Source organism: Paenarthrobacter aurescens (genome assembly GCF_041549525.1).
GTDB classification, from domain to species: domain Bacteria; phylum Actinomycetota; class Actinomycetes; order Actinomycetales; family Micrococcaceae; genus Arthrobacter; species Arthrobacter aurescens.
Map to the genome: position 1 here is coordinate 3,171,840 of NZ_CP157456.1, position 22,643 is coordinate 3,194,482.

Sequence of the window (22,643 nt, forward strand, 5' to 3'; positions counted from 1 at the left end):
GAGAGGGATGGGCTTAAGCACGCGGGACGTGAGAGAAGGATGGGCTTAAGCATGCGGGACGTGAGAGAAGGATGGGCTTAAGCATGCGGGACGTGAGAGAAGGATGGGCTTAAGCAGGCGGGACGTGAGAGCGGGTGCGGAAACGAGAAACTCCCCCACCCGCCGCAGCGGGAGAGGGAGCATTCGTCAGTATTGGAGGAGCCAGCCGTTACTTGCGGAAGACCTGCACCACCGAGGGGCGAGGTGCCCGTGCTGCGCCGGCAGGAGGCGTGGTTCCGGCTGGAACGTAGTCCGGGAAGAAGGAGTTCTGGGCCGCGAACGAGCCGTCTTCACCGGGGTGCTGGACGGCGACGAACACTGTGCGCTCTTCGTCGTGGATGATGGGTCCGCAGGTTTCGGCATCACGCGGAACAGCGAGGAACTGCTCCACCTTGCCGCGCTCAGGACCTTCCAGGGTGACCTTGAACAGGCCGTCCGCGTAGCCGATGGTGCCAGGGGCGCCGTCGGTGGAGATCCAGAGGTTGCCCACGGAGTCGAAGGCCACGTTGTCCGGGCAGGAGATGGGCGAAACCTTATCCGCCGGGAACCCGGAGAAGTAGGTGGAGGTGTTCTTCGCGGGGTCACCGGCAACCAGCAGAAGGTTCCAGTTGAACTTGGTGCCTGTCTGCCCGGGTCCTTCGGTGATCTCCACAACGTGGCCGTCACGGTTCAGGTTGCGCGGGTTGACCTCGGTGGCGCTTTCCTTGCCCGGCTTGCCGCGGTCCGAGTTGTTGGTGCAGGCGACGTAAACCTTGCCCGTGCGGGGGTTCGGCTCTACGTCCTCGCAACGGTCCATCTTGGTGGGGCCAACCTTGTCAGCGGCCAGGCGGGTGTACACCAATACCTCCGGTACGGTCATGCCGGGCACAGCCGACGTTCCGTTGACCACCAGCGGAAGCCACTCGCCGGTGCCATCAAAGGCGCCGTCCGCGGGGAGCTTGCCGGTGCCGTCGATGTCCGCGGGAGAGTCGCCCGTGAAGCGGGCAACGTAAAGATCGCCTTCGGAAAGGAGGCTCATGTTGTTCTTGCGGGCTTCCTTGGAGTCACCGGCCTGGTACTTGCCCTTGGAAACAAACTTGTACAGGTAGTCAAAGCGTTCGTCGTCGCCCATGTAGGCCACTACATGACCTGACGGGGCAACAATCACGTTGGCGCCTTCGTGCTTGAAGCGGCCCATGGCGGAGTGCTTCTTAGGGGTGGAGGTGGGGTCGAAGGGGTCCACCTCAACGATCCAGCCAAAGCGGTTGGTCTCGTTGGCGTAACCGGCGTTGCGGGTATCGAAACGCGGCTCGTCGAGCTCCCACTTGCGGGTGGTCGCCTTGGCGGTGATGCCGTAGCGCTTGTCGCCGTCACTGGTGCCCGGGGCGGCGAAGTAGCCGTTGAAGTTCTCTTCACCGGAGAGGATGGTTCCCCACGGGGTGGTTCCACCTGCGCAGTTGCCCAGTGTGCCCTTGATCCAGCGCCCGGCGGGATCCTCAATGGTCTTGACCAGGTTGGTGCCGGCTGCGGGTCCGGTGAGTTCGTAGACAGTGTCTGTGAGGAAGCGTCGGTTCAGCGGTGCGCCCTGAACGTAGCTCCACGGCTTGTTCTTGTTCTTGCGCTCGAGTTCAACCACGGCCAAACCATGCCCGGCGCGACCGATTGCCCGCGCTTCGGCGGGGTCGAAACCCTCGGGGAGCATGATGTTCTCGTTGGTGTACTCATGGTTGCTGAACAGCACGGCACGGCGATCCTTGGAACCGGGAATCGGCAGGATATCCGTGTAGTCGTTGTTGTAGCCGAACTGGCGGGCCTGTGCTGCGGCGGTCTGGGCATTGAGGTCAAAGGCGGGCGAGTCAGCGAAGAGGGGATCTCCCCAGCGGATAATCGGCTTCCAGTCGAATCCCTCGGGCACGGTAAAGGCATCCACCGCTGCGTCCACGGGCTTGATCGCCGTGAACTTGAGCTTGGATTTCTCAAAGCCCTTCTTTGCAGCATCGGAAAGGCCATTACCCGAGTCGGCCACGGCGACGTCGCCACCATTTACAGCGCCACCGAGGACGATCGCCAGCGCCCCTGCGGCACCGAGCCCCAGGGCTGCGCGGCGGGACATGGCAGTTGAGGCGATATCGCGGAAGTATCCGTTGGCGCTGGTGTTGCAGACATCACCTGAACAGGCGTTGTCGCACTTCAAAGCACACGTGACGGCGCTGCGCTTGCCTTTGGTGTGGCCGAGCATGGGGAGCAGCGGAAGCGTGCGTCCGGTGGTTTCAGACATGGGGGTAGACCTTCCAGAGGGTGTACGAGGTTCCCGCTGAGCCTTTCAGCGGAACCCAAAATTGAGAGGTCTCTCTGGTTAAGACCCGGTGAACAAACCGTGCTGGTTTCGCACTAACACTGTGTGCACGCGGCGTAGCCGGTCCAGCCACCAGTCCCTGCGCTCCCCCGGTGCCGCGTACTGCTCAAGCAGTCCCGGATCGGCAACGGCCTCACGCAAGCCGATGGCGCCGTCGTCGGCCACTAAGGGGCGGAGCGTGATGTCAGAGGCGAAGAGTGAAACTGTGCCAAGGCCGCAGGCATAGGGAAGGGACGGCAGAGCCGCTGCGAGCGCCAATCCGGCACGGATTCCCACGGAAGTATCCAATGCGGAACTTACGACGGCGGGCAGCCCGGCCTGCTTCACAATGTCCAGCGCCCGGGCGACTCCCCCGAGAGGTGCCACCTTGACCACGATCAGGTCAGCCGCGCCGGCCCGTGCAACGCGAAGGGGGTCCTCTTCCTTACGGACGCTCTCATCCGCGGCGATGAGGACCGGCGTTCCCGCTTCACCTAACCGACGGCGGACTTCGGCCAGGCCCTCAATGGTGGGAACGGGTTGTTCTGCATATTCCAGGCCAACCGCGGAGAGTTTGCCAAGCGCTTCCACAGCCTGATCCATGTCCCATCCCCCGTTGGCGTCCACCCGGATGGCTGCCTCAGGCAAGGCATTGCGTACTGCATGTACTCGCGCGAGATCGTCCTCCAACGACTGTCCCCGCTCCGCGACTTTGATCTTGACGGCGTCAACCCGCCCGAACCGCGCCAGCACCTCAGGCACGCGGTCTGCTGGGACGGCGGGAACTGTGGCGTTGACCGGGATCGTGTCCCGCAATGGGGCGGGGAAACCAAGCCAGCCCGCTTCACAAGCTGAGGCCAGCCAGCGGGAGGATTCGTCGTCGTCGTACTCGGGGAAGGGACAGAACTCACCCCAGCCCAATGGTCCTCGCAAGAGGAGGGTCTCGCGCTCCATGATGCCGCGGAATTTCACGCGCATGGGCAGCGAGACTACATGGGCGGAATCGAGGAGTTCTTCAAGGGAGGGAAGTGCAGGCATATTGCCACTGTACCGGCGGCCTTCCACCTGGAATGCAGGGCAATTCGGCTATGTGGAAAAGTCACTCGTCCCAGTACTTCCGGACTCCTGCCAAGGCTTCAGCGAGCTGCTCCCAGGACAGGGAAAGGGTGCTTTCCGGTATTCCCAATGCCTGCCAGCGCACCACCAGCGTGGTGTCTTCCATTGGCAACGGCCACAACCAGTACCGTCCGGAGAACTGGACGAACTCGGAATTATTGCTTCCTCCGCCGCCTCCCAGAGTGGTCAATACGGGGCCGGTGACGTGGGCGTCGTTGAACGCTGACGGCCGGTGGATAGCTGCCACAGCACTGCGTCCGTCCGCGTAGGCCACACCCACTTCCAATCCTGTCCGGGTATCAAGGCTGGACCGGGGATGGTTGTAGCTCTCCTCCACCACCTCACGCCATTGCTGGTCCGATTCACTGCCCCGCTGCACTGACCACACCAAATCCAGCAGGCACCCTGTGGAGTAAACCTCCACAAGTTTCAGCACCACCACCATCTGCGGGCTCTTGTGCACAAACCCGCCAACGCGCGCTATGCCCGGCAGCTCGTCCGACGGCGGCCCGAACCATCCGGGCTGGGCCGGCTGCGGTTCGCGCGGCTGAGCGGGAGGCTCAGGGAGGTCATCGAAGAAGCTCATGGCTCCATCCTTACACCGCCATAAAAGGACCGGGAGGGTTTCATGGCAAGCGAGAGGCCGCAATCACGATATTCTCAGAACCACGACTCAATGCGGGGGAATAATGACTCAATCAATGCCAGGTTCCACGACGCCTCCGGGCTGGTACCCGGACCCTTCGGACCCACGTTTCGTCCGCTGGTGGGACGGACGGGCCTGGACAGCACAACAAGCGCCGGCCCAGTTCCAAGGACAGTTCCAGGGGCAGGGACAGTTTCAGCCACCTGTTCAGGTGCCCCGTCCCAAGCTCAGCCCGGAAACTCCCGTGTACAACCCTTTCATTTGGGCGATCACTTTGTTGCCTCTGCTCTCCGTGCTGCTCCTGCTGACCTGGCAGCCGGAATTCCGAATGATCACCACCCGGCAGGGCGTCACCACCATGGATCCTTTCTCCATGTACACCCCCGGCTACTTCCTGCTCATGGGCGCAGGCTTCCTGTCCTACGGCCTCTCTGTCTTGTTCGCTTTCCTGGACCGTCAGCGCCTGCTCAAGTCCGGCGTCGTCCGTCCGTTCCACTGGGCCTGGGCGTTCCTTAGCGCCGTTGTCTACTTAATCGGCCGCTCGGTGATCGTCAACAAGGTGGCTCCCAAGCGTGGACTGTGGCCTGTGTGGGCCACCATCGCTGTGTTTGTCATCAGCATGGTGATTACGGGCATTTGGATGTCCAACTTCATGCAATCCATGTACTCCCAGTTGGGCTACTCAGTTTCGACTTAGCCTGGGGGGTTGGTGACAGACCGCATCCTCACACGCGTTAGGTAGACTGCTGACTAATCGGCAGGAGAGGACAACACCATGAACCGCAAGGCCACCGCACTGGACGTCGCCAAGAAGGCGGGCGTCTCCAGGAGTGCGGTCTCGCTGGTTCTGAATGGACGCGGCGACGGCAATGTTGCCAAGGAAAGCCAGGACCGGATCCGGCAGGCTGCTCTGGAGTTGAACTACTCCCCCAACGCCATTGCCCTGAGTTTGAGGAACCAGCGGTCCCGCGTGATCGGGATCCTCTCCGACGAAGTGGTGGTCAGCCCCTTTGACGGCAACATTATTGGCGGCGCCGACGACGTCGCCCGCGCCCGTGGTTTCGTCACCGTGGTGATGGACACCGAGCGCGATGCCGCGAGGGATGCGAGCGCTATTGAAACTCTTTTGGACCGGCAGGTTGATGGGCTTATGTACGTCACTGTCGGCCTGAAACCTATCGAGATCCCGCACGGCATGCTCCGCGTCCCCTCGGTCCTGGCCAACTGCTACGACGACCAGCCCCAACCACAGCTGCATCACGTCATTCCGGACGAGGTCACGGGTGGAAGAGAAGCCACTGAGCACTTGTTGGAGCTGGGCCACCAGGACATTGCCCTGCTTGCCGGGTCAGAGGATTCGCCGGCAGCGCCACTGCGGGTTCAGGGCTACCGGGATGCGCACGCCGCGGCTGGCATCTCTGTGCGGAACGACAGGATCTTCATGGCCGGTTGGGACATCGACGCCGGCTTCGGCGGTGCCATGAAACTGCTCGACGGCGTGTCCCCGGTTGAGCGGCCCACGGCCATCATGTGCGCGAACGACCGCCTGGCAGTAGGGGTGACCCTCGCCGCAGCGCGCTTGGGGCTCCGTGTCCCTGAGGACCTGTCCGTCATGGGCTACGACGATGAAACCAGGATCGCCGACACCATGGTCCCCTCCCTCACAACCATGGCGTTGCCCCTTCGGGAAATTGGCCGCGCCGCCATGACCACGCTGCTGGACGCGATCGAGGGCACGGGCGAAGCAGGTAGTGGGACTCCTGTCGAAACGATGGTCCCCTGCCGTTTGGTGGTTCGCGAGTCCACCGGCCCCGTGCCGACTCGCTGATACCCACGTTGCGGGGCCCGCTCTGCGCCCCAAACCAAACCCCAAACCCGCAAAGCAGGCCCCACAACGCACCCCCACCCACGTTGCGAGGCCCACTCTGCGCCCCAAACCAAACCCCAAGCCCGCAAAGCAGGCCCCACAACGGAAGTACGACGCCGGCCTGCCGCCTACGCCGGGAGCGTCAACTCCCACACGTCGGCGGTCGCGCCCGTGGGCAAGGTGAGCTGCCAGCCCTCTCCCGGAGCGGGGTATGCCCTGAGGGTGGTGGCCACTGAACCCGAACGGTATACCTCTACCAGGGATGCATCGATGAAGATCCGCAATTCCTCGCCCGGAGCCACAGTCCCCGAGTAGACCACCTGGGAGTCGGCACCCAAACCAAGCACCAACTCCACGGACCTGGCACCGGCCCCGGGATCAGCACCAGCACCACCCCGCACCAGCACTTCAGCAAAGCCCGGAACCACCACGGAACCAGCGGAACCGGCAGCCACCGAAGCCCCACGATACGCCTCAACCTCGGGCGCAGGAGTCACCACCAGTGCCCCGTCAGCCACGGACAGAACGCGGGGATGGGTCAGCACACCGGACCACCCGGCGTCGTCGATTTCCTCCTGGGTCCGGCCCCGGCGGCCATCGCGCCCGGGACCTTCGTTGGCCCAACCCCACAGCAGCGCAGCAGGCTCAGCAGCGGCAGCATCAGGATCAGGATCATCAACATCAGCTGAACCATAAGCGAGCTGCACAATCTGCGGGGCGTAGAAGTCACGGCCGAAATCGGACTTCCCACCGGAGGAGGGCTCAAAAACCGGCAACCCGGTCTCAGGGTCTGCGGACAGGGAGCCGATCAGGTGCCCTACACCGTTGGCGTGCTCGTGGTCGTCGCCGGAGAGCCACAGGGAGAACATCATCACCCAGGCAGAGCCACCCGAAGCTGAGGGTACTTCCACCAGCTGCGGGCATTCCCAAATCTCAGCGGGCGTATGCTCGGCAGCAACAGGGTGGGCAGTGGTCAGCCAGATCCCCTTGTACTCCCAGGAATTCATGTAGGACACGGAGTACAGCAGCAAGGCGGCGCGTCCGTCGGCAAGACCCGCCCCCTGCATGGCGTAACGTGCACCGCCAAACAAGAAAATAAAAGGGTCCCGCACAGCCGTAACCATGGGATCCTCAGGCATTGACGCAGCAACGTGCCCGTCCTGCTCCCAGGAAACAAGATCGGCGGAGCCGCGGGCGATCACCACTTGCGAGTGCCCGCCGTGGTCCTGGACACCCGAATAGCACGCGGTGGGCACGCCATCATCCAAGGTCACCACGCCGGTCCAGCATCCGGCGGAGTCGGGCCCGCCAACCTGCGGCACAAGGGCCACAGGGTGCTCTTCCCAGCGCACCAGGTCAGGAGAGCTCACGTGCCCCCACTGGATTTGTGAGTGCCGCGCGGACAGGGGGTTGTACTGGAAGAACACGTGATAGCGGCCGTTGATGTAGCTGACGCCGTTGGGATCGTTGATCCAGCCTTGTGCCGGCCGCGGGTGGAAGCGTGGGAACGCAGGATCCGGGTGCATCGAAGCGGAGACAAGGGAGGAAGAGAGTGCAAGGTCCGTCAACGGAACCCCTTTCAAACGATGAGAAAGAAACTATTTGCCCGTGCCTGCGGTGAGCCCGTCCTGCAGCGCACGCTGGCCGAACATGAACACCACCAGCGCGGGAATCATGGACAGGACAACGCCGGCCAGGACTACGGAGATGCTTCCGGTCCCGAGGTTGCCTTGGAGTGAGACCAACCCCAGCGGCAGCGTGAAGTTCTGCTCGGAGATGGTCATGATCAGTGGCCTGAAGAACTCGTTCCAGTGGAAGTTGAACGCCAGGATGCCCACGATCGCCAGGCCCGGCATGGCCAGCGGCGCGTACACGGAACGGAACGTCCGCCAGGGTGATGCGCCGTCAATCGCGGCCGCTTCAGCGAGCTCACCGGGCAACCCCATGAAGTACTGGCGCATCAGAAAGGTGCCGAACGCCGTCGGGATGGCCGGAATGATCAGCGCCAGCAGTGTGTCAGAGAGCCCAACGCCGCGGATGAGCATGAACACGGGAACTATGGTGACCTGCGCGGGCACCATCATGGTGGCGAGCACAATCGAGAACAGTGCGCCGCGTCCGCGGAAGCGAAGGTGTGCAAAGGCGTAGCCGGCCAAGGCGGCCGTGATCATTTGCCCCACTGCGATCAGACCGGTTACCAGCGCGCTGTTCAGCACCAGCAGCACGATGTTGAGTTGCTTGAACACCTGCTCGTAAGAGGTGAAGTCCGGGTTCAGGGGAAGGAAGGCCGGCGGTAGTTGGAAGGATTCCGACGGCGGTCGCAGGGAGGTGGACAGCGTCCACAGCACCGGGCCCAGGATGAAGACGGACGCGATCAGCAAGACGACGATGCGGACGGCCACTGACCAGTCGCGCTTCTTCCGCTTCACTACAGGCGCCGTGGTAGTGACACGTTCTTGAATGGTAGTCATGGCGGGCCTTACTGGTAGAAGACGAATCGTTTGCTGAGCCGGAACTGCGCGGCGGTGATGGCCATGATGATCAGCGTCAGGATCACTCCAATGGCCGAGGCCTGGCCGAACTCGAGGCGCTGGAATGCGGACTCGAAGATGACCATCACGGCTGTGCGCGTTGAGTCTCCGGGTCCACCGCGTGTCAGCACGTAGGGCTGATCGAACACTTGCAGCGCGTTGATGATGGCCATGACCGAGGCCACCAACGTGGTGGGGCTCAGCAACGGCAGCGTGACGAACCAGTGCTTGCGCCAACCCGTGGCCCCATCAATGGACGCGGCCTCGTACGTCTCCACCGGAATGGAGGCAAGGCCACCGATGAACAGCAGGAATGAGAACCCGAAGTTCTGCCACACGTACACAAGAATCACGACGGCGGCGGACCCGGTTGGCGTTGTCAGCCAGGGAACCGCTGGGATGCCCACGATGGAAAGCAACCAGTTCACCACGCCGAATTGCTCGTTGAAGAGGTACCGCATGAAGATGGAGACCGACGCCGCGGAGAGGATCAGCGGGAAGAAGAATGCTGAACGGAAGAACACCCTGAGCCAGGCCGGGAGCTTCTCTTGGACCATGATCGCCAGGCCAAGTGCCAGTCCGAGCTGGAGGGCCACAGCTACCACCACAAACACGATGGTGTTCAGGAATGACACCCGGACGGTGGGGTCTTGTACTACCTCTGCAAAGTTGTCGAAACCCACGAATGTTGGCGCCGAGATGATGTCCCAGCGGAAGAATGCCAACGCGATCGAAGCGATGATCGGCAGCAGGGTGAAGATGCCCATGCCCACGATGGTGGGGGCAAGGAAGGCCCAGGGAAGCCAGCGTTGTTGCACGCGGCCGCGCTTGGATCCTTGCACGTTTTTGTGGACGGCCTGGCGACGGCCCGGCTCGCTCCCCGTTCCTGTTGGCGTACTGGTTGCGGTGCTCATGGCTGCCTCCTCAGGGCCAATTCAAGATCGCGCTGCATGGAACTGAGCGCGTCCTTGAGTTGACGCTCGTCTCCACTGACAGCCAGGCTTACGTTTTTCATCAGGGCGGTCTCGACGGCGGCCTGCTGGGGTGGCGCTGGAATGGGACCTGTGGTGGGGAACCTGTCCAGGGTGTCGTAGAAGACCTTCCAGTTACGCGGACCGGTGCCCGCATAGAGCTGCTCGTTGACCATGGACCGCCGGGCGGGCGTGGTGTTCGGCGTGGGGAACACAATCTGCATGGCTTCTCGGCTGGAGCTGAACTTAACCCATTCCCAGGCGGCGTCCTTGTCCTTGGCGGTCTTCATGATCGCGTAGCCAGCGGTGCCGAACTGGTGGCGCTGGCTCCTCCACTTCGGGAAGAACTGGACGTCAAAGTCGCTCTCTGTCATCCCCGCCTCGTGGAGACCTTGGACCCAATAGCCGCCCGCCGGCGTCGTACCTATCCTGTTGGAGGCGAACAGGCCGATCAGTGCGCTGCCGCCGCCTTCCTCAGGCCGGACACCCAATCCGTCCTTCACGAGTCCGCGGAGGTAGTCGAAGGATTCGAAAACCCTGGGATCATCGGCGTTGGGTTCCAGCCATTGGTAGCCGCCGGAGCGCAGGCCTCGTGAGGGGTCATTGGCGTAGAAGCCGTCCCACAGCCATTCGCCGCCCGGGGACTTGGTTTCCTTGAGGAAGCTGGTGTCGTTGGCGTAAAGCCACGGCACCACGCCGCCGAAGAGCCGGTTGGTCCAGTAGTAAGGGGTGAAGTCCTTGGGGTTGGCCTTCTTCATGGCGGCCAGGGTGTTGCGGAAGTCCGTGTGCGTCCAGTTGTCGGAGGGCCTTCCCAAGCCGGCTTTACTGAGCGCAGTGGTGTTGTAGTACATGTTGGCGGCGTTCCAGTCGATGGGGAGCTGGAACAGGCTGCCTTTGTACATGAACGCTTCCACCAGGCTGGGGTGGACGTCCGCGAAGTACTCACGCATATGGTCGGCGTCGCGGCGCAGATATTCATCCAACGGGTGGGCCAGTTTCTCGGCGAAGAGCTGGGCTCCTTCCGTGGCTACGTACACCACGTCCGGCGGGGTGCCTGCTGCAACCATGGTGAGGATCTTGGTGAAGAAGTCCTTCCAGTCCACTGCCTGGATCGCCTGGACCTTGACCTTGATTTCGGGGTGGACTTTGGCGAAAGCGTCGATGACCTTCTGGCGGGCGGCGGCGTCCGCGGCGGTGCCCATGATGGCGATGCTGAGGCTGTTGTCTCCGCGGCCTGGGATATCGGCCCCTGTCAGGCGCGGCCACGATGCCGCGGTGACTCCAACAATTCCTGCGCCGAGGGCTGTGAGGGCACTTCTACGTGTGAATTCACGCAAAGCTCCATTGGTTCCCGACATGTAGATTTCCTTCCCTAACACGTGTTAGGAAGCCTAAGCCTGCCACCTAACACGTGTCAAGCGTCACAGGAATGTTGCCGAGGTCTCACATTTGCCCGCCACGCTCAAGCCCGGCTCACACCGGCCTTCCAGAGAACTGTGGCAGTCTAGTCAGAATGAGTTCCCAGCAATTCCGCACCAGCGGGAGGTCGAGCAAACGGCCGCTTCAAGGACGCGACGCAGGCAGCGGCACAGGCTTTCTGTTCTGCCTCGCCACGATTGCCAGCGCCATCGGCTTGGCCGCAACGTACTACTTCTTTGTGCGGACCACTGCAGGCCAGTTCATCGACGAGTCCGCGCTGGTTGAAGCCACAGAGTTGGGCGGCACAGCGGGCAGGGCCTCCACTGAATTCCTGGACATGCTTCCCATGTTGTCGCTGGCCGTCGCAGCCATCATGGTGCTTTTTGTCACCGTAGCCCGCCGGCGCTGGACCGCCGCCGGAATCGCCGTGGCAGCCTGCATCGCCGCCAATGCCGCAACACAAATCCTCAAGCTACTCATTCCGGACAGGCCCGACCGCGGCGTCCAAACCCTGGAACTGAACTCACTCCCCTCCGGACACACCACGCTTGCAGCATCCGCCGCGGCCGCAGTGTTCCTCATGGTTTCTCCCCGCTGGCGCCCCCTTGCCGGCTTCCTTGGCAGCACCTTCGCCGTGGCCACCGGCGTTTCCACGCTCATCAACCAGTGGCACCGCCCGGCAGACGTCGTGGCAGCATTCCTGGTGGTGGCTGCCGTGATGCTCCCAGCCGGCTGGCTCATCCTCCGCACCGGCAACAGCTGGAATGTGTGGAAAGGGTACGGCGAACACTGGGCCTCTTCGCGCCTCTGGGTGTGGCTTACCTTTGTGGCACTGGTGATCGCGGTCCTCGTTGCGGGCTACTCGCTCATGCAGGTCCCAGGCCTCAGCACCGACAGCACCATCGACTACTTCTGGGCCGGCACCGCATTCATTGTCATTGCCGGATACCTCTCCGCGCTTGGCGGCACCTGGCTGTTTGGGTTGGCTGCGCGCAAGGGCTAAACGCGGGCTGGCGGGGTGCAACGTTCGGCGCACCCGTTTCCGCCCCACGCACCACTAACGCGACGGCGGCGCACCCGTTTCCGACCCACGCACCAGAGGTTACGGGTGCGAAGGGCGCAAAAGGGTGCGCAACCCCGGAAGCTTAGTCCGCCGGCCCCACGGAGTCGAAGAACCTGGGCTCTTCCGAGGGAGCAGATCCGCGGGCATGCGCCTGCTCCCGGATGAAGTGACGGTCCTCATCCGTAAGGTGCGTGCCACCGTGACCGTCCACGGCCTCGCTCTCCCCCGTTTCGCCATTGATGATCGCCGTGACGGTGCGCGGCACAATCATGGTTCCCGGGTTGTCGATCAGCCATTGCTGCGTGGCCGGAGAAAGCTGGTCCCAGAATTCTTTGATGTGCACAACGATCAGCACTGCCCTTCATTGGTGGGGGTGGATTCGCAAGATGCGGCATGTGTGCGCCGGGTGAAAACTCGGGTATTCGGAGTAGCCGTTCTTCTTCAAGGCTACGCCCGGACCTCCCCATAACAACACGGTTGTTCCAACCTTTTCTGAGGATGACGTCGACCCTCAACTCTTCATGCGTTACAGTTAATCCAATCGATGGATAAAGAGTGGCTAATGTCAGGAGATTCCATGTCGTCAACTTTCACTTCCGCCTCGCGCAGAGGCGCCAGTCCGCGTGCTGCTGTCCCCGCTTCCCGCGATCTTGTGGTGGACTTCATCCGCGTTGCCTGCATGTTTGCTGTGGTGGCCGTTCACCTGCTCATGATGGGAATCAGCGTTGACGAATCCGGCATTGGCGTAGGCAATCCCCTCACGTCCCTGAGCTGGTTTGCCCAGGGCACCTGGTTTGGGCAGGTCATGCCGTTGTTCTTCATCGTGGGCGGTTTCGCTTCGCTCACTTCGTGGCGGAGCCTGCAGCGCAAAGGCGGCGACGGCGGCGACTACCTGAGGAACCGGGTGCTGCGGTTGGTCAGGCCCACAGTGGCCCTTTACATCTTCCTCGCCATTGCCCTGTGGAGTGCGACGGCGGCTGGCGTGCCCGTCGATCTGCTCGCCGTTATCGCTGCGGGCGCCGGAGTTCAGCTATGGTTCCTCGCCGCGTACCTCATCTGCCAGGCAATGGTTCCCACCATGTCCAGGTTCCATGAGGCAGCGCCGTACCGGACCCTTGCAGCGCTGGCCGCGGGCGCCGTCGTCGTTGATGTTCTTCGCCTGGGTTTGGAGCGCAACCCTTGGGGTTTCGACTCGAACCCGATTGGTCTGCTGAACATGGTGTTCGTGTGGGGCCTCCTGCAACAGCTTGGGTTCTTCTACGCCGATGGGTTCTTTGACCGTTTCGCCAAGTGGAAGCTCGTTCTGGCCGCTGCCGGGTGTTACGCCGTGATGGTTCCGCTCACTCACGCCGGGCCGTATCCGGTTGACATGCTGACCAGCCAGAACCCGCCCATGTTTCCGCTGATCCTGGTGGGACTGGCGCACATTTTGTTGGTGAAGGCCGCGTACCCGGTGCTGCAGCGATGCGTCCAGGTTGGCTGGGTGCAGAAGGTGATGTTCGTGGTGGGCAGCCGGGCCATGACCATCTACTTGTGGCACCTGCCCTTGATCATTGCCATGTTTGGCATTGCGTTGGTCCTCCGCCTGCCGTTCCCCGAGCCTGCCGGCACCGAGTGGTGGCTCAGCCGGCCCCTGTTTTATGTAGCAGTCTGGGCCCTGGTGCTGCTGGTTTCCACCCCGCTGGTCCGGCTGGAACTTGCCAGCACCGCGCTGGCACCGGGTGCGGTCCGGCCCGCCATGTGGCGCATCGTCCTCGGAACCGTGTTGGCCATCATTCCGCCGTTCGTGGTGATGAGGTCGGCTCTGGATGTTGGGAACGCAACGTGGGGGTTGGTGCTCTTGGTGATCGCCGTGGCATTGGTGTCCGGGAAGGTTCCGGACCGGGCGTGGAAGACGCCCCGGGTTGTTGCGCCGGGGTCCGTGGCTTCCTGAGAGCAAACAAGTGCTAGTAGTTGCGCCGATGCTTCAGCCGCGGAATGGCGACGGCGAACACCGCTGCCGCCGCGAACCCCAGTACGCCTGTGGCCCAGACGCCGGCCGACAACGAGAATGCAGCCGTTAACCCGGAGAGCAGCACTGGTCCTCCCGTGCCACCCGAGTCCGCCATGAATCGCCAGATCCCCAGAAAGTGGCTCCGCCCGTTGTCCGGCGAGAAGTCAGCACCGAGCGTCATGATCAGCCCGGAACTGATGCCGTTGCCGAATCCGATGAGCAAAGCAACCAGAAGGAGCGGGACGAATCCGGCGGTGAACGGAACCAGAATCAGAGCGCTACCCATGATCAACGTTGACGGGATGGCAACCCACTGACGCCCCTTCCTGTCCATGAGTTTCCCGGCAGGGTAAAACACCAGCATGTCGATCGCTCCGGACAAGCCGAAAATCAGCGAAGCGTGGGTGGCGTCGAGTCCCAGATGATCGGCCCACAACGGGATGACAACCTGCCTCGATGCCCGCAGGGCACTGAGCAGGAGAATGCCGAAGCCCACCGTCAGGAACACCCCGGCATGGGAAACCGCCACGCTCCGCAGGGTGGACGCCGGGGGCCGGGGACCGCCGTCGGACGTTCCGGGGGCCACCAGGTCCGGGATGGTGAGCGACAAAACAGCCGCGGCCATCATGCCGCCAAACCCCACCCAATAAGCACCGCTGATGCCGGCGAACTGCATCACGCCTGCGCCCACGAAGGGCCCTATGAACAGGCCTATCCGGGTAACACCGCCCAGGGTTGAGAGGGCTCGCGCGCGGAACATGACGGGCACGGCCTCGGTGAGGAACTTCTGCCGGGCAAGGTTGAAGACGCTGGCCGACATTCCCACCAGGGTCATGGAGGCGGCCAGCAACCACAGTCCATGTTCCATTTGCGGGGCGAACGCTGCCGCACCAAGGGCAATGGCACCCACGGCTCCGGCCCCCACAATGGACCATCGCTCACCGAATTTCTCCGTGATGATCGACGCCGGGATGTTGAACAACCAGGAGCCCAAACCGATCAGCGTCACGATCAATGCCGATACGGCCACCGATGCGCCAAGGTCGCGTGCTGAGAGCGCAATGACCGGGAGGACAGCACCCTCCCCGATACAGAAGAGCACAGCTGGCCCGAATGCCGGTAGCGCTACGCTGCGGAGGCTGAAGTTCTTGTCTGCTTGGGTGGTGGTCATCCCTTTCATCCTATGACCGCCCTCGAGTGGTGGCGGGCGGTATGACGGTTCATGATTCTTGTCTGGGGTTTCTCTTTTCTGCGGTGCGCCCTTTTCCGCCTCGTGCTCCGTTTGTGGATGTGGATCGCACCCTTTCGCGCCATTCGCACCAGAGGTTACGGGGGCGATCGGCGGGTACGGGAGCGGCGGAGCTCGGGATCGGTCAATGAGGCGGTGCGCTCTGGCATGGGGCGTGTATTGGTGGGCTGGGCGTGTCTCGCGATCCCGTCGCGCACCCTTTTCCGCCTCGCGCTCCCCTCACGGTTCCGGGCCGCACCCTTTCGCGCCATTCGCACCAGAGGTTACCGGGGCGATCGGCGGGTACGGGCGCGGCGGAGCTCGGGATCGGTCAATGAGACGGTGCGCTCTGGCATGGGGCGTGTATCGGCGGGCTGGGCGTGTTTCGCGATCCCGTTGGGCACCCTTTTCCGCCTAGCGCTCCCCTCACGGTTCCGGATCGCACCCTTTCGCGCCATTCGCACCAGAGGTTACGGGGGGGGGCGATCGGCGGGTACGGGAGCGGCGGAGCTCGGGATCGCTCAATGAGACGGTGCGCTCCGGCATGGGGCGTGTGTTGGTGGTCTGGGCGTGTTTCGCGATCCCGTTGAGCACCCTTTCCCGCCTAGCGCTCCCCAAACGGTTCCGGATCGCACCCTTTCGCGCCATTCGCACCAGTAGTTACGGGAGCCATCGGCGGGTACGGGAGCGGAGGTTTGCTTGAACTGGGCCGCCCCTGCAGGGCGCGGGTGTTTGAGATCTGCGGGTTGGCGAGGGGCGGATGATGCTCGCAGTTGTTGCGGCTCCGGAAAGCCGGAGCCGCAACAACTACATGCGAAGTGAGATTACTTCCTTGGCCTAGCGACGGTTAGTTGCTGCCTTGCGGCGACCGACCAATGCAAGCACGAGCCCCATCAGGAGCAGGCCCCCTGCCAAAAGGATCCACTGACCGTTCAGACCGGTGTTGGCCAGCGTGTTGGCACTTACGACGGCGGTGGAGGCTGCCGCGGTCCATGCACCTTGCGTGGCACCCTGGGCCGTTACGTTGCTGGCTTGCGTGCTGGCGCCGGTGTTGGTCATGCCCGCTGCAGGCTGGTTAGCAGCCGGCGAGTTCACAACAGGCGGGTTCACAACCGGCGGGTTCACAACAGGCGGGTTCACAACCGGAGGATTCACAACAGGCGGGTTCACAACCGGAGGATTCACAACAGGCGGGTTCACAACCGGAGGATTCACAACAGGCGGGTTCACAACCGGCGGGTTCACCGTCGAGGTAGATCCCCCACCAATTCCAACCGAGGTGGAGCCCAGGCTGATCGGAGCCGTGATGGGGATGATCAGCTGCGTGCCTGAAAGGATTCCGTCGTTACCGGTGGTGGTGCTGCCGGACGTTGAGCCACCCGGAGCAGTACCGCCCGCGGTGCCAGTGTTCGTAGCCGAGGAATCACCCAACAGACCAGCCGAGGTGGAACCCAAGCTGATCGGAGCAGTAATCGGAGCAACAACCTGCGTACCCGAACCAACACCATCCGAACCGTTGGTGCTGCTGCCGGACGTTGAGCCACCCGGAGCAGAACCACCAGCGGTGCCAGTGTTCGTAGCCGAGGAATCACCCAACAAACCAGCCGAGGTGGAACCCAAGCTAATCGGAGCAGTAATCGGAGCAACAACCTGCGTACCCGAACCAACACCATCCGAACCGTTGGTGCTGCCACCCGACGTTGAACCAGCCGGAGCAGAACCACCAGCGGTGCCAGTGTTCGTAGCCGAGGAATCACCCAACAAACCAGCCGAGGTGGAACCCAAGCTAATCGGAGCGGTAATCGGAGCAACAACCTGCGTACCCGAACCAACACCATCCGAACCCGAAGTGCTGCCACCCGACGTTGAACCAGCCGGAGCAGAACCACCAGCGGTGCCAGTGTTCGTAGCCGAGGAATCACCCAACAAACCAGCCGAGGTGGAACCCAAGCTAATCGGAGCAGTAATCGGAGCAAGAACCTGCGTACCCGAACCAACGCCATCCGAACCGGAAGTGGAAGCACCCGAAGCAGAAGGAGCGGAAGGAGCAGTCCCACCGGTGGTACCCGTGCCGGACGTACCTGTGCCGGATGTGGCGGAGGAGTCCCCGCCCACACCCACGGCAGTGGCTCCGATGTTAACAGGGACCGAAATCGGAGCCACTACCTGAGCGCCGGACGCGATACCTTCTCCCCCCGACGTCGTTGCCTGCGCCGGAGCCGGGGCCGCTGCAGGAGCTGAGCCCTGGGCCGGAGCAGGAGTTGAGGATGTTGCAGCCGAGTCGCCCAGCACTCCCGCGGAAGTGGATCCAACAGTGATAGGAATCGTCACCGGGGCAACAACTTGGGTTCCGGAGGCGATGCCGTCGGAGCCGCTGGTGCCGGCCGCAGGCGCTGGAGCCGCGGGTGCGGCAGGTGCGGCTGAGCTCGCCGCAGTGGAGCCCCCCAGCAGACCCACTGACGACGAGCCCAGGTTTATGGGCACCGTTACCGGAGCAACTATCTGCGTTCCGGATCCGATGCCGTTGGATCCATTGGTGCTGGCAGCCGGAGCCGCGCTGGCAGCCTGAGCCGTGCCCGAACCTGCAGCAGGTGCCGGCGCGGACGTCGTAGCTGCTGAATCCCCCAACAGTCCAAGCGATGTGCCTCCGAGGCTGATCGGCGCTGTTACTGGCGCAACCACCTGCGTGCCGGAAAGGAGTCCATCCTTGCCGCTGGTGGTGTCCGCGGCGTTTGCCGCAGTCGCGCTGAGGACAATCATGCCCCCGGCAAAGCATGTGCCAATGAGGCACTTGCGTATGGTGGTGTTCATTGTGGTTCTCTCCTGAAGACGTTGTTCCCATGGGCGTCCGAGTGACGGATCGCCTGAATGACCGTCTGCCGCGAAGAGCTGCGCGGCTGGCTGGGGAACTAGTCAGGAGAGGAGCCGGGGTCGAAGCACACCGGCTTTGGATGTTGTACATCGCCGGCCGTTGCAAGGCCGGGAAGAGCGTCGACGGGAATGATCAAGGCGCCCTGCAGGAATGCTGCTGCGGGGCTGGGTGGACCGTTTTGGGAGTTCCCGGATCCGGCACCCGTCAGGCTACCGGGCACTGCTGCGGGGTCGGACGGAAGGTCTGCAGGTGTGGCGGGATCGGCGGGTGAGGAGGCGCCGCCGAGCACCGCGGTGATCCCCGTGGGACCGAAGTTTCGGGCCGGATTCAGGAGCGCTGATACACCGGCGTTCACCCCTGGCGGAGTGGCGCGGGACTGAAGCTCGGGAACTGTTGCGTCCGTGGAATGTACGACGCCGGTAGTCGCCGCAGTGCCAGCGTTCGCCGTCGCGCTGTCAACAGCAGCGTCGGTTCCGGTCACGCTGGGGGCCTCAACCGCGGGTGTTGTGACCGACGGTGCAAGCACCGGCGGAACTACCTCTGGCGCGACTGGAGGAACAACAGTTGGCGGAACCACCAGCGGTGGAGCCACCACCGGCGGAACGAGTGGTTCGACGGGTTCCAGCACGGTGTCCACTACGCCAACAATGGGATCCACAACCGGGGTTACCACGTTGGTAATGGGCTCGAGCCGGGCCGGTTCCAAAACTTGATTTACCGGCGGCACAACCACATTGACGGTGTGGTCCACGGTGTTGGTGACAGGAGCCACCACCGTGTTCACCACAGTCCCTGCCGTGTCCGGCGGAACCACCGTGTTCACCACCGGAACAGCTGAAACCACCTGATCAACGGTGCCGCCAACGTGTTCCACCAGGGGTGTCACTGTGGGCACGTGCACGCTGATCTGGTTGGTGGGTACCAGCCCTTTAACCACATTGGGCAGGGGCACGTTCGGCACCGGAATATTTACCGATGTTGAAGACGTGACACTGCCCAAAAGGTGGTTTTCGGTGGTTCCGGTTTCTGCACTCGCGGCTGTAGCGGAGAGTGCCATCCAGATTGCGGTTCCGGCGCCCGCGACCATGACAGAGCGGAGAATGCTGGCAGCACGCGGAAACACGCGTGAACCCTTCATCTCGACACCCCCAGGTAGTCGCGAACCATCGGTCGCCTTCATCCTAGGACGGCATCACGCGGTTAGTCCATGGCTGGGAGTAAACAAAATGACAAATTTGTAAGGAACCTTGTTTTACGAGGGATAAAAGCCGGTCTTATCCGGCCCAAAGTCCGGAGTGCCTAATGAAGGACGCCCGTGGGCGTTGGTTTCCTGGAGCCTCTTGATAAACCAGCGGGATTGTTCCGGCCCGTAAGGCAGAACAGGAATGGCCTTTGTGGCATCGGAAGGCATATCGCGAATGGACTGCGTTGCCTGCCTGACCGCCGTGCTCATGGTGTCAGCCATGGTCTTGACGAATTGATCGCTGACGGGTTCGCCGTGCCCGGGGACCAGGTATTCGTAGCGGTGGCGCAGTGCGGAAATGTGCCGCAGGGCATCCGCCCATTCCTCCGGATACGAGTCCTCGAATGACGGGTGAGCGCCCTGTTCCACGAGGTCGCCTACAAACAGGGTGGAGCTGGTGCCCACCAGGAGGTCGCCGTCCGTGTGTGCCCGGCCCAGGTAGAACAGCGTGGCGGTGATGCCGCCGAGGTCAACCAGGACAGGCTGATCGTGGACCAGGGCATTGGGGACAACGACGTCGACGGCGTCGCCCTCCCCCGCTGCCATCTCAGGTTCGTTGGTGGCCACGAAGCGTCGCTGAGTGTCTGCGTCGCGTTCGATAGTGGCAGCACAGTTGGCGTGCGCCCAAAACTCCGTGACGCCGTCGTCGGCAAATACTGCGTTCCCAAAGAAGTGGTCGTAGTGGGCGTGGGTGTTCACCACCACCAGCGGAAGCTGGGTCTTTTCGCGAACGGCAGCGAGGATCTCCCGGCCCTGGCGCGGGCCGCAGCCGGTGTCGATGACCATGGCGAGCTCTGAGCCCACCACAAGCCCGGTGTTGAGTAACGATCCCTCGGTTTTCAAGACGTAGTTGTCCGGTCCGAGTTCTAGCCAAGCTGACAATTCGTGCTCCGTATCCACTGCAATCCGGCGATGTTCAGGCCTCTACTCTACCCACCGAACCCGTGCGGATGCTGGAAGGAAACGGAAACGGCCCGGAAGCAATCAATGCTTCCGGGCCGTGTCATCAAGTGTTACAGGAAGGCGTTCATGGTGTTCCAGCCGACGCCAACCTGCTCGGAGTACAGCCACCAGCTGTAGCCGTTGCCGGCATACAGGACCAGTTCGCCGCTGCTGGTGCGCCCAAGAACGTCCACTTTGCCGTCGCCGTCAAAGTCGCCTGGCGCTTCAATGGCGTTGAAGATGTTCCAACCGGCACCCACCTGGCTGGCCGCAAGCCAGCCACCGGATCCGTTGCCCGGGTAGAGCAGCAGGGCTCCAGATCCGTTGCGGGCAATGACGTCAGCTTTGCCGTCGCCGTTGAAGTCTCCAACGCCGTCGATAGCTGTCATCACGTTCCAGCCGGCACCGATCTGGCGGGGCTGCAGCCAACCGCCGGTGCCGTTGCCGGGGTAAAGCCACAGAACGCCGTTGCCGTCACGGCCAATGACATCAGCAGTGGCATCGCCGTTGAAATCACCTGTGGACTTGATGGAGGTCATCACGTTCCAGCCGGCACCGATCTGGGTGCGTCCCAACAAGCCACCCCAGCCGTTGCCTGGGTACAGCCACAAAACGCCGTTGCCATCGCGGGCAATAACGTCCGCATAGCCGTCTCCGTTGAAGTCGCCGGGGGCTTCGACGGCGGTCATCATGTTCCAGCCGACGCCGATTTGGGTGCGGCCGCCCCTCCAGTTGCCGTAGCCGGTGCCCTTGTAGAGCCACAAAGCGCCATTGGAATCGCGGGCAACCACATCGCTGGTGCCATCACCATTGAAATCGGTGAGCTTTTGGTGCGGCGCGGGAAGTGGAGCGGCACCACCGAACTTCTTCAGCGCCGTGGTGGCGTCAACCAAACCCGCACCGCAGCCGGCGGCGCAACCGGCCGGAAGTGGCCGGGCCGATTCCTTGAGCTGCTGCTCCAGCAACTGGGGAGTCAGCGTGTTGCCTTCAGCGGCGAAGAGGAGAGCCGCGATTCCTGCCACATGGGGAGAAGCCATGGAGGTGCCCTGCATAAACGCGAACGCGGGCTCTTCCTGGGTGGTGGTTCCGTAGTTCAACGTGGACAAGATGCCATGGGTGACGTCATTTGTCATGTCGCCGCCGGGCGCTGTTATGTCGATGGCGGTTCCGTAGTTGGAGTACGGTGCCCGCGCACCGGCCTTGGTGCTTGCCCCCACGTTGATGACGTTCTCGCAGTTGCCGGGGCTGACGTCCGATGCAGGGCGGTTGGAGTTACCGGCGGAGACCACTACTGCCGCGCCTGCGTTGTAGGCGAAGTTGATGGCGTTTTGGTACGTGGCGGAGCAGGTTGCCACGCCGCCGAGGCTGACGTTGATCACCTTTGCCGGGTTGGGGTTGACGGGAAGGTCGGTCACCACGCCGCCCGCGGCCCACACGATTGAGTCAGCGATGTCCGAGGTGTACCCGCCACAAACGCCCAACGCCCGCACCGGGAGAATCTTGGACTTCGGCGCAACACCGCTGATGCCAATGTTGTTGTTTCCCACTGCGGCTACGATTCCCGCAACGTGGGTTCCGTGCCAGGAGGAACTTTCGGCGGGGCTGCCGGCCTCGCATTCTTCGGCAGGGACCCAGTCGCCCTGGTCAGTGGGGTCCGGATCGCGGCCGGTTCCGTCCCGCGCGTCAGCTGCGCTGGAGATCATGTCATATCCAGGCAACACATTCGCGCTGAGCTCGGGGTGGTTGGTGATGCCCGTGTCAACAACGGCCACCACCACGCCTTCGCCCTGGTTGTAGTTCCAGGCGCTGGGGGTGCGGACGCCGGAGAAGTTATCCCACAGGTTCCACTGCTCCGTGTAGCCGTAGTCTTTCGAATGAGCTGTGGGGTGCATGATGGCGTCGGGCTCAGCGTAGGCAACTGCGGGGTCAGCGCGAAGCGTCTCCACAAAAAGCTTGGCTTCGGAGGGCGTGAGTGCTTCGTCGAGCTTGATGACGTGGCCGCCCGTGGCGTTCACGCTAGCGCTTTCTGCCGAGACTCCGAGCTTGGTTGCTGCCTGGTCTGCCGCATTCTCTGCCTTCACCGCGGCCGCCTGTGCAGCGTTGTCGCGGATACCAACAATGAACTGGTCCGTAGCCGTCTCGGGTGTGGGCTGCAGCGCCTGCGGGGTGCTGGGCACGATGTCGTTGAGATCGGCGGCGGCTGCAGGCTGAACAGCCAGACCCCCGCTGATAAGAAGTGTGGTTACTGCTATGCCAATGGAACTCAGCGGGCGCAGTCGGAGGTTTTTCACCATATGCGGTCATCCTAGGGAAAGCGCGAGCAGCCTCAGTACGGCGGATCGCGGGCAACTGGAGACCACCAGCTGACCCCCAGGAAATTGTAAGCTGACTCTCGCCTG

17 protein-coding genes are annotated in these 22,643 nt (G+C 62.9%); 4 read left to right on the forward strand and 13 right to left on the reverse strand.

The genetic code is table 11. From position 1 onward, the window contains the following. Positions 1–208: 208 nt before the first annotated feature. The 3 genes from ABI796_RS14705 to ABI796_RS14715 form a co-directional block, all read right to left on the reverse strand. Positions 209–2,296, reverse strand: a complete 2,088-nt coding sequence (locus ABI796_RS14705; RefSeq protein WP_141286561.1) for a PhoX family protein — start codon at positions 2,294–2,296, stop codon at positions 209–211. Positions 2,297–2,374: 78 nt separating this feature from the next. After that, the gene (locus ABI796_RS14710) at positions 2,375–3,391 is read right to left on the reverse strand and encodes an o-succinylbenzoate synthase (protein WP_141286564.1); all 1,017 of its coding nucleotides are present in this window, start codon (positions 3,389–3,391) and stop codon (positions 2,375–2,377) included. Positions 3,392–3,452: 61 nt separating this feature from the next. After that, the gene (locus ABI796_RS14715) at positions 3,453–4,055 is read right to left on the reverse strand and encodes a hypothetical protein (RefSeq protein ID WP_246095908.1); all 603 of its coding nucleotides are present in this window, start codon (positions 4,053–4,055) and stop codon (positions 3,453–3,455) included. Between the two features lie 115 nt (positions 4,056–4,170). Between ABI796_RS14715 and ABI796_RS14720 the strand changes: the two genes are divergently transcribed. Both ABI796_RS14720 and ABI796_RS14725 read left to right on the forward strand, forming a co-directional pair. After that, positions 4,171–4,812 carry a DUF2510 domain-containing protein gene (locus tag ABI796_RS14720; RefSeq protein WP_246095909.1) on the forward strand — a complete coding sequence of 214 codons (642 nt, stop codon included), beginning with the start codon at positions 4,171–4,173 and terminating at the stop codon, positions 4,810–4,812. 78 nt (positions 4,813–4,890) lie between these two features. Continuing rightward, positions 4,891–5,943, forward strand: a complete 1,053-nt coding sequence (locus tag ABI796_RS14725) for a LacI family DNA-binding transcriptional regulator (RefSeq protein ID WP_141286568.1) — start codon at positions 4,891–4,893, stop codon at positions 5,941–5,943. A 167-nt stretch (positions 5,944–6,110) separates the two neighbouring features. Here ABI796_RS14725 and ABI796_RS14730 read toward each other — a convergent pair whose 3' ends face one another. Genes ABI796_RS14730 through ABI796_RS14745 form a run of 4 tightly spaced genes read right to left on the reverse strand, consistent with a single transcriptional unit; the run spans position 6,111 to position 10,842 of the window. Beyond that, positions 6,111–7,550 carry a glycoside hydrolase family 32 protein gene (locus ABI796_RS14730; RefSeq protein ID WP_141286570.1) on the reverse strand — a complete coding sequence of 480 codons (1,440 nt, stop codon included), beginning with the start codon at positions 7,548–7,550 and terminating at the stop codon, positions 6,111–6,113. Positions 7,551–7,580: 30 nt separating this feature from the next. Then, the gene (locus tag ABI796_RS14735) at positions 7,581–8,453 is read right to left on the reverse strand and encodes a carbohydrate ABC transporter permease (protein WP_141286572.1); all 873 of its coding nucleotides are present in this window, start codon (positions 8,451–8,453) and stop codon (positions 7,581–7,583) included. Positions 8,454–8,461: 8 nt separating this feature from the next. After that, positions 8,462–9,427: a carbohydrate ABC transporter permease gene (locus tag ABI796_RS14740; protein ID WP_141286574.1), complete on the reverse strand. Its 966-nt coding sequence runs from the start codon at positions 9,425–9,427 to the stop codon at positions 8,462–8,464. After that, on the reverse strand, positions 9,424–10,842 hold the full coding sequence (locus tag ABI796_RS14745; RefSeq protein ID WP_141286576.1) for a sugar ABC transporter substrate-binding protein: 1,419 nt from the start codon (positions 10,840–10,842) through the stop codon (positions 9,424–9,426). Before ABI796_RS14745 ends, ABI796_RS14740 begins: the two co-directional genes overlap by 4 nt. 53 nt (positions 10,843–10,895) lie before the next feature. Between ABI796_RS14745 and ABI796_RS14750 the strand changes: the two genes are divergently transcribed. Then, positions 10,896–11,906 carry a phosphatase PAP2 family protein gene (locus ABI796_RS14750; RefSeq protein WP_141286578.1) on the forward strand — a complete coding sequence of 337 codons (1,011 nt, stop codon included), beginning with the start codon at positions 10,896–10,898 and terminating at the stop codon, positions 11,904–11,906. Positions 11,907–12,048: 142 nt separating this feature from the next. Here the strand turns inward: ABI796_RS14750 and ABI796_RS14755 are convergent, their stop codons facing one another. Beyond that, positions 12,049–12,321 carry a hypothetical protein gene (locus tag ABI796_RS14755; protein ID WP_141286580.1) on the reverse strand — a complete coding sequence of 91 codons (273 nt, stop codon included), beginning with the start codon at positions 12,319–12,321 and terminating at the stop codon, positions 12,049–12,051. Between the two features lie 222 nt (positions 12,322–12,543). On the opposite strand from ABI796_RS14755, the gene ABI796_RS14760 reads away from it, so the two are divergent. Next, positions 12,544–13,899, forward strand: a complete 1,356-nt coding sequence (locus ABI796_RS14760; protein WP_141286582.1) for an acyltransferase — start codon at positions 12,544–12,546, stop codon at positions 13,897–13,899. A gap of 13 nt (positions 13,900–13,912) precedes the next feature. Here the strand turns inward: ABI796_RS14760 and ABI796_RS14765 are convergent, their stop codons facing one another. From ABI796_RS14765 to ABI796_RS14785, 5 genes are all read right to left on the reverse strand, one after another. After that, positions 13,913–15,130 carry an MFS transporter gene (locus ABI796_RS14765; RefSeq protein ID WP_141286584.1) on the reverse strand — a complete coding sequence of 406 codons (1,218 nt, stop codon included), beginning with the start codon at positions 15,128–15,130 and terminating at the stop codon, positions 13,913–13,915. A gap of 894 nt (positions 15,131–16,024) precedes the next feature. Next, positions 16,025–17,998 carry a cell wall anchor protein gene (locus ABI796_RS14770; RefSeq protein ID WP_303446761.1) on the reverse strand — a complete coding sequence of 658 codons (1,974 nt, stop codon included), beginning with the start codon at positions 17,996–17,998 and terminating at the stop codon, positions 16,025–16,027. A gap of 98 nt (positions 17,999–18,096) precedes the next feature. Beyond that, positions 18,097–19,182: a hypothetical protein gene (locus ABI796_RS14775; protein WP_246095674.1), complete on the reverse strand. Its 1,086-nt coding sequence runs from the start codon at positions 19,180–19,182 to the stop codon at positions 18,097–18,099. Positions 19,183–19,311: 129 nt separating this feature from the next. Beyond that, positions 19,312–20,184, reverse strand: a complete 873-nt coding sequence (locus ABI796_RS14780) for an MBL fold metallo-hydrolase (protein WP_246095673.1) — start codon at positions 20,182–20,184, stop codon at positions 19,312–19,314. A gap of 131 nt (positions 20,185–20,315) precedes the next feature. After that, entirely contained in the window at positions 20,316–22,538 is a 2,223-nt protein-coding gene (locus ABI796_RS14785) for a S8 family serine peptidase (RefSeq protein ID WP_141281470.1), read from the reverse strand. Positions 22,539–22,643 lie beyond the last annotated feature (105 nt).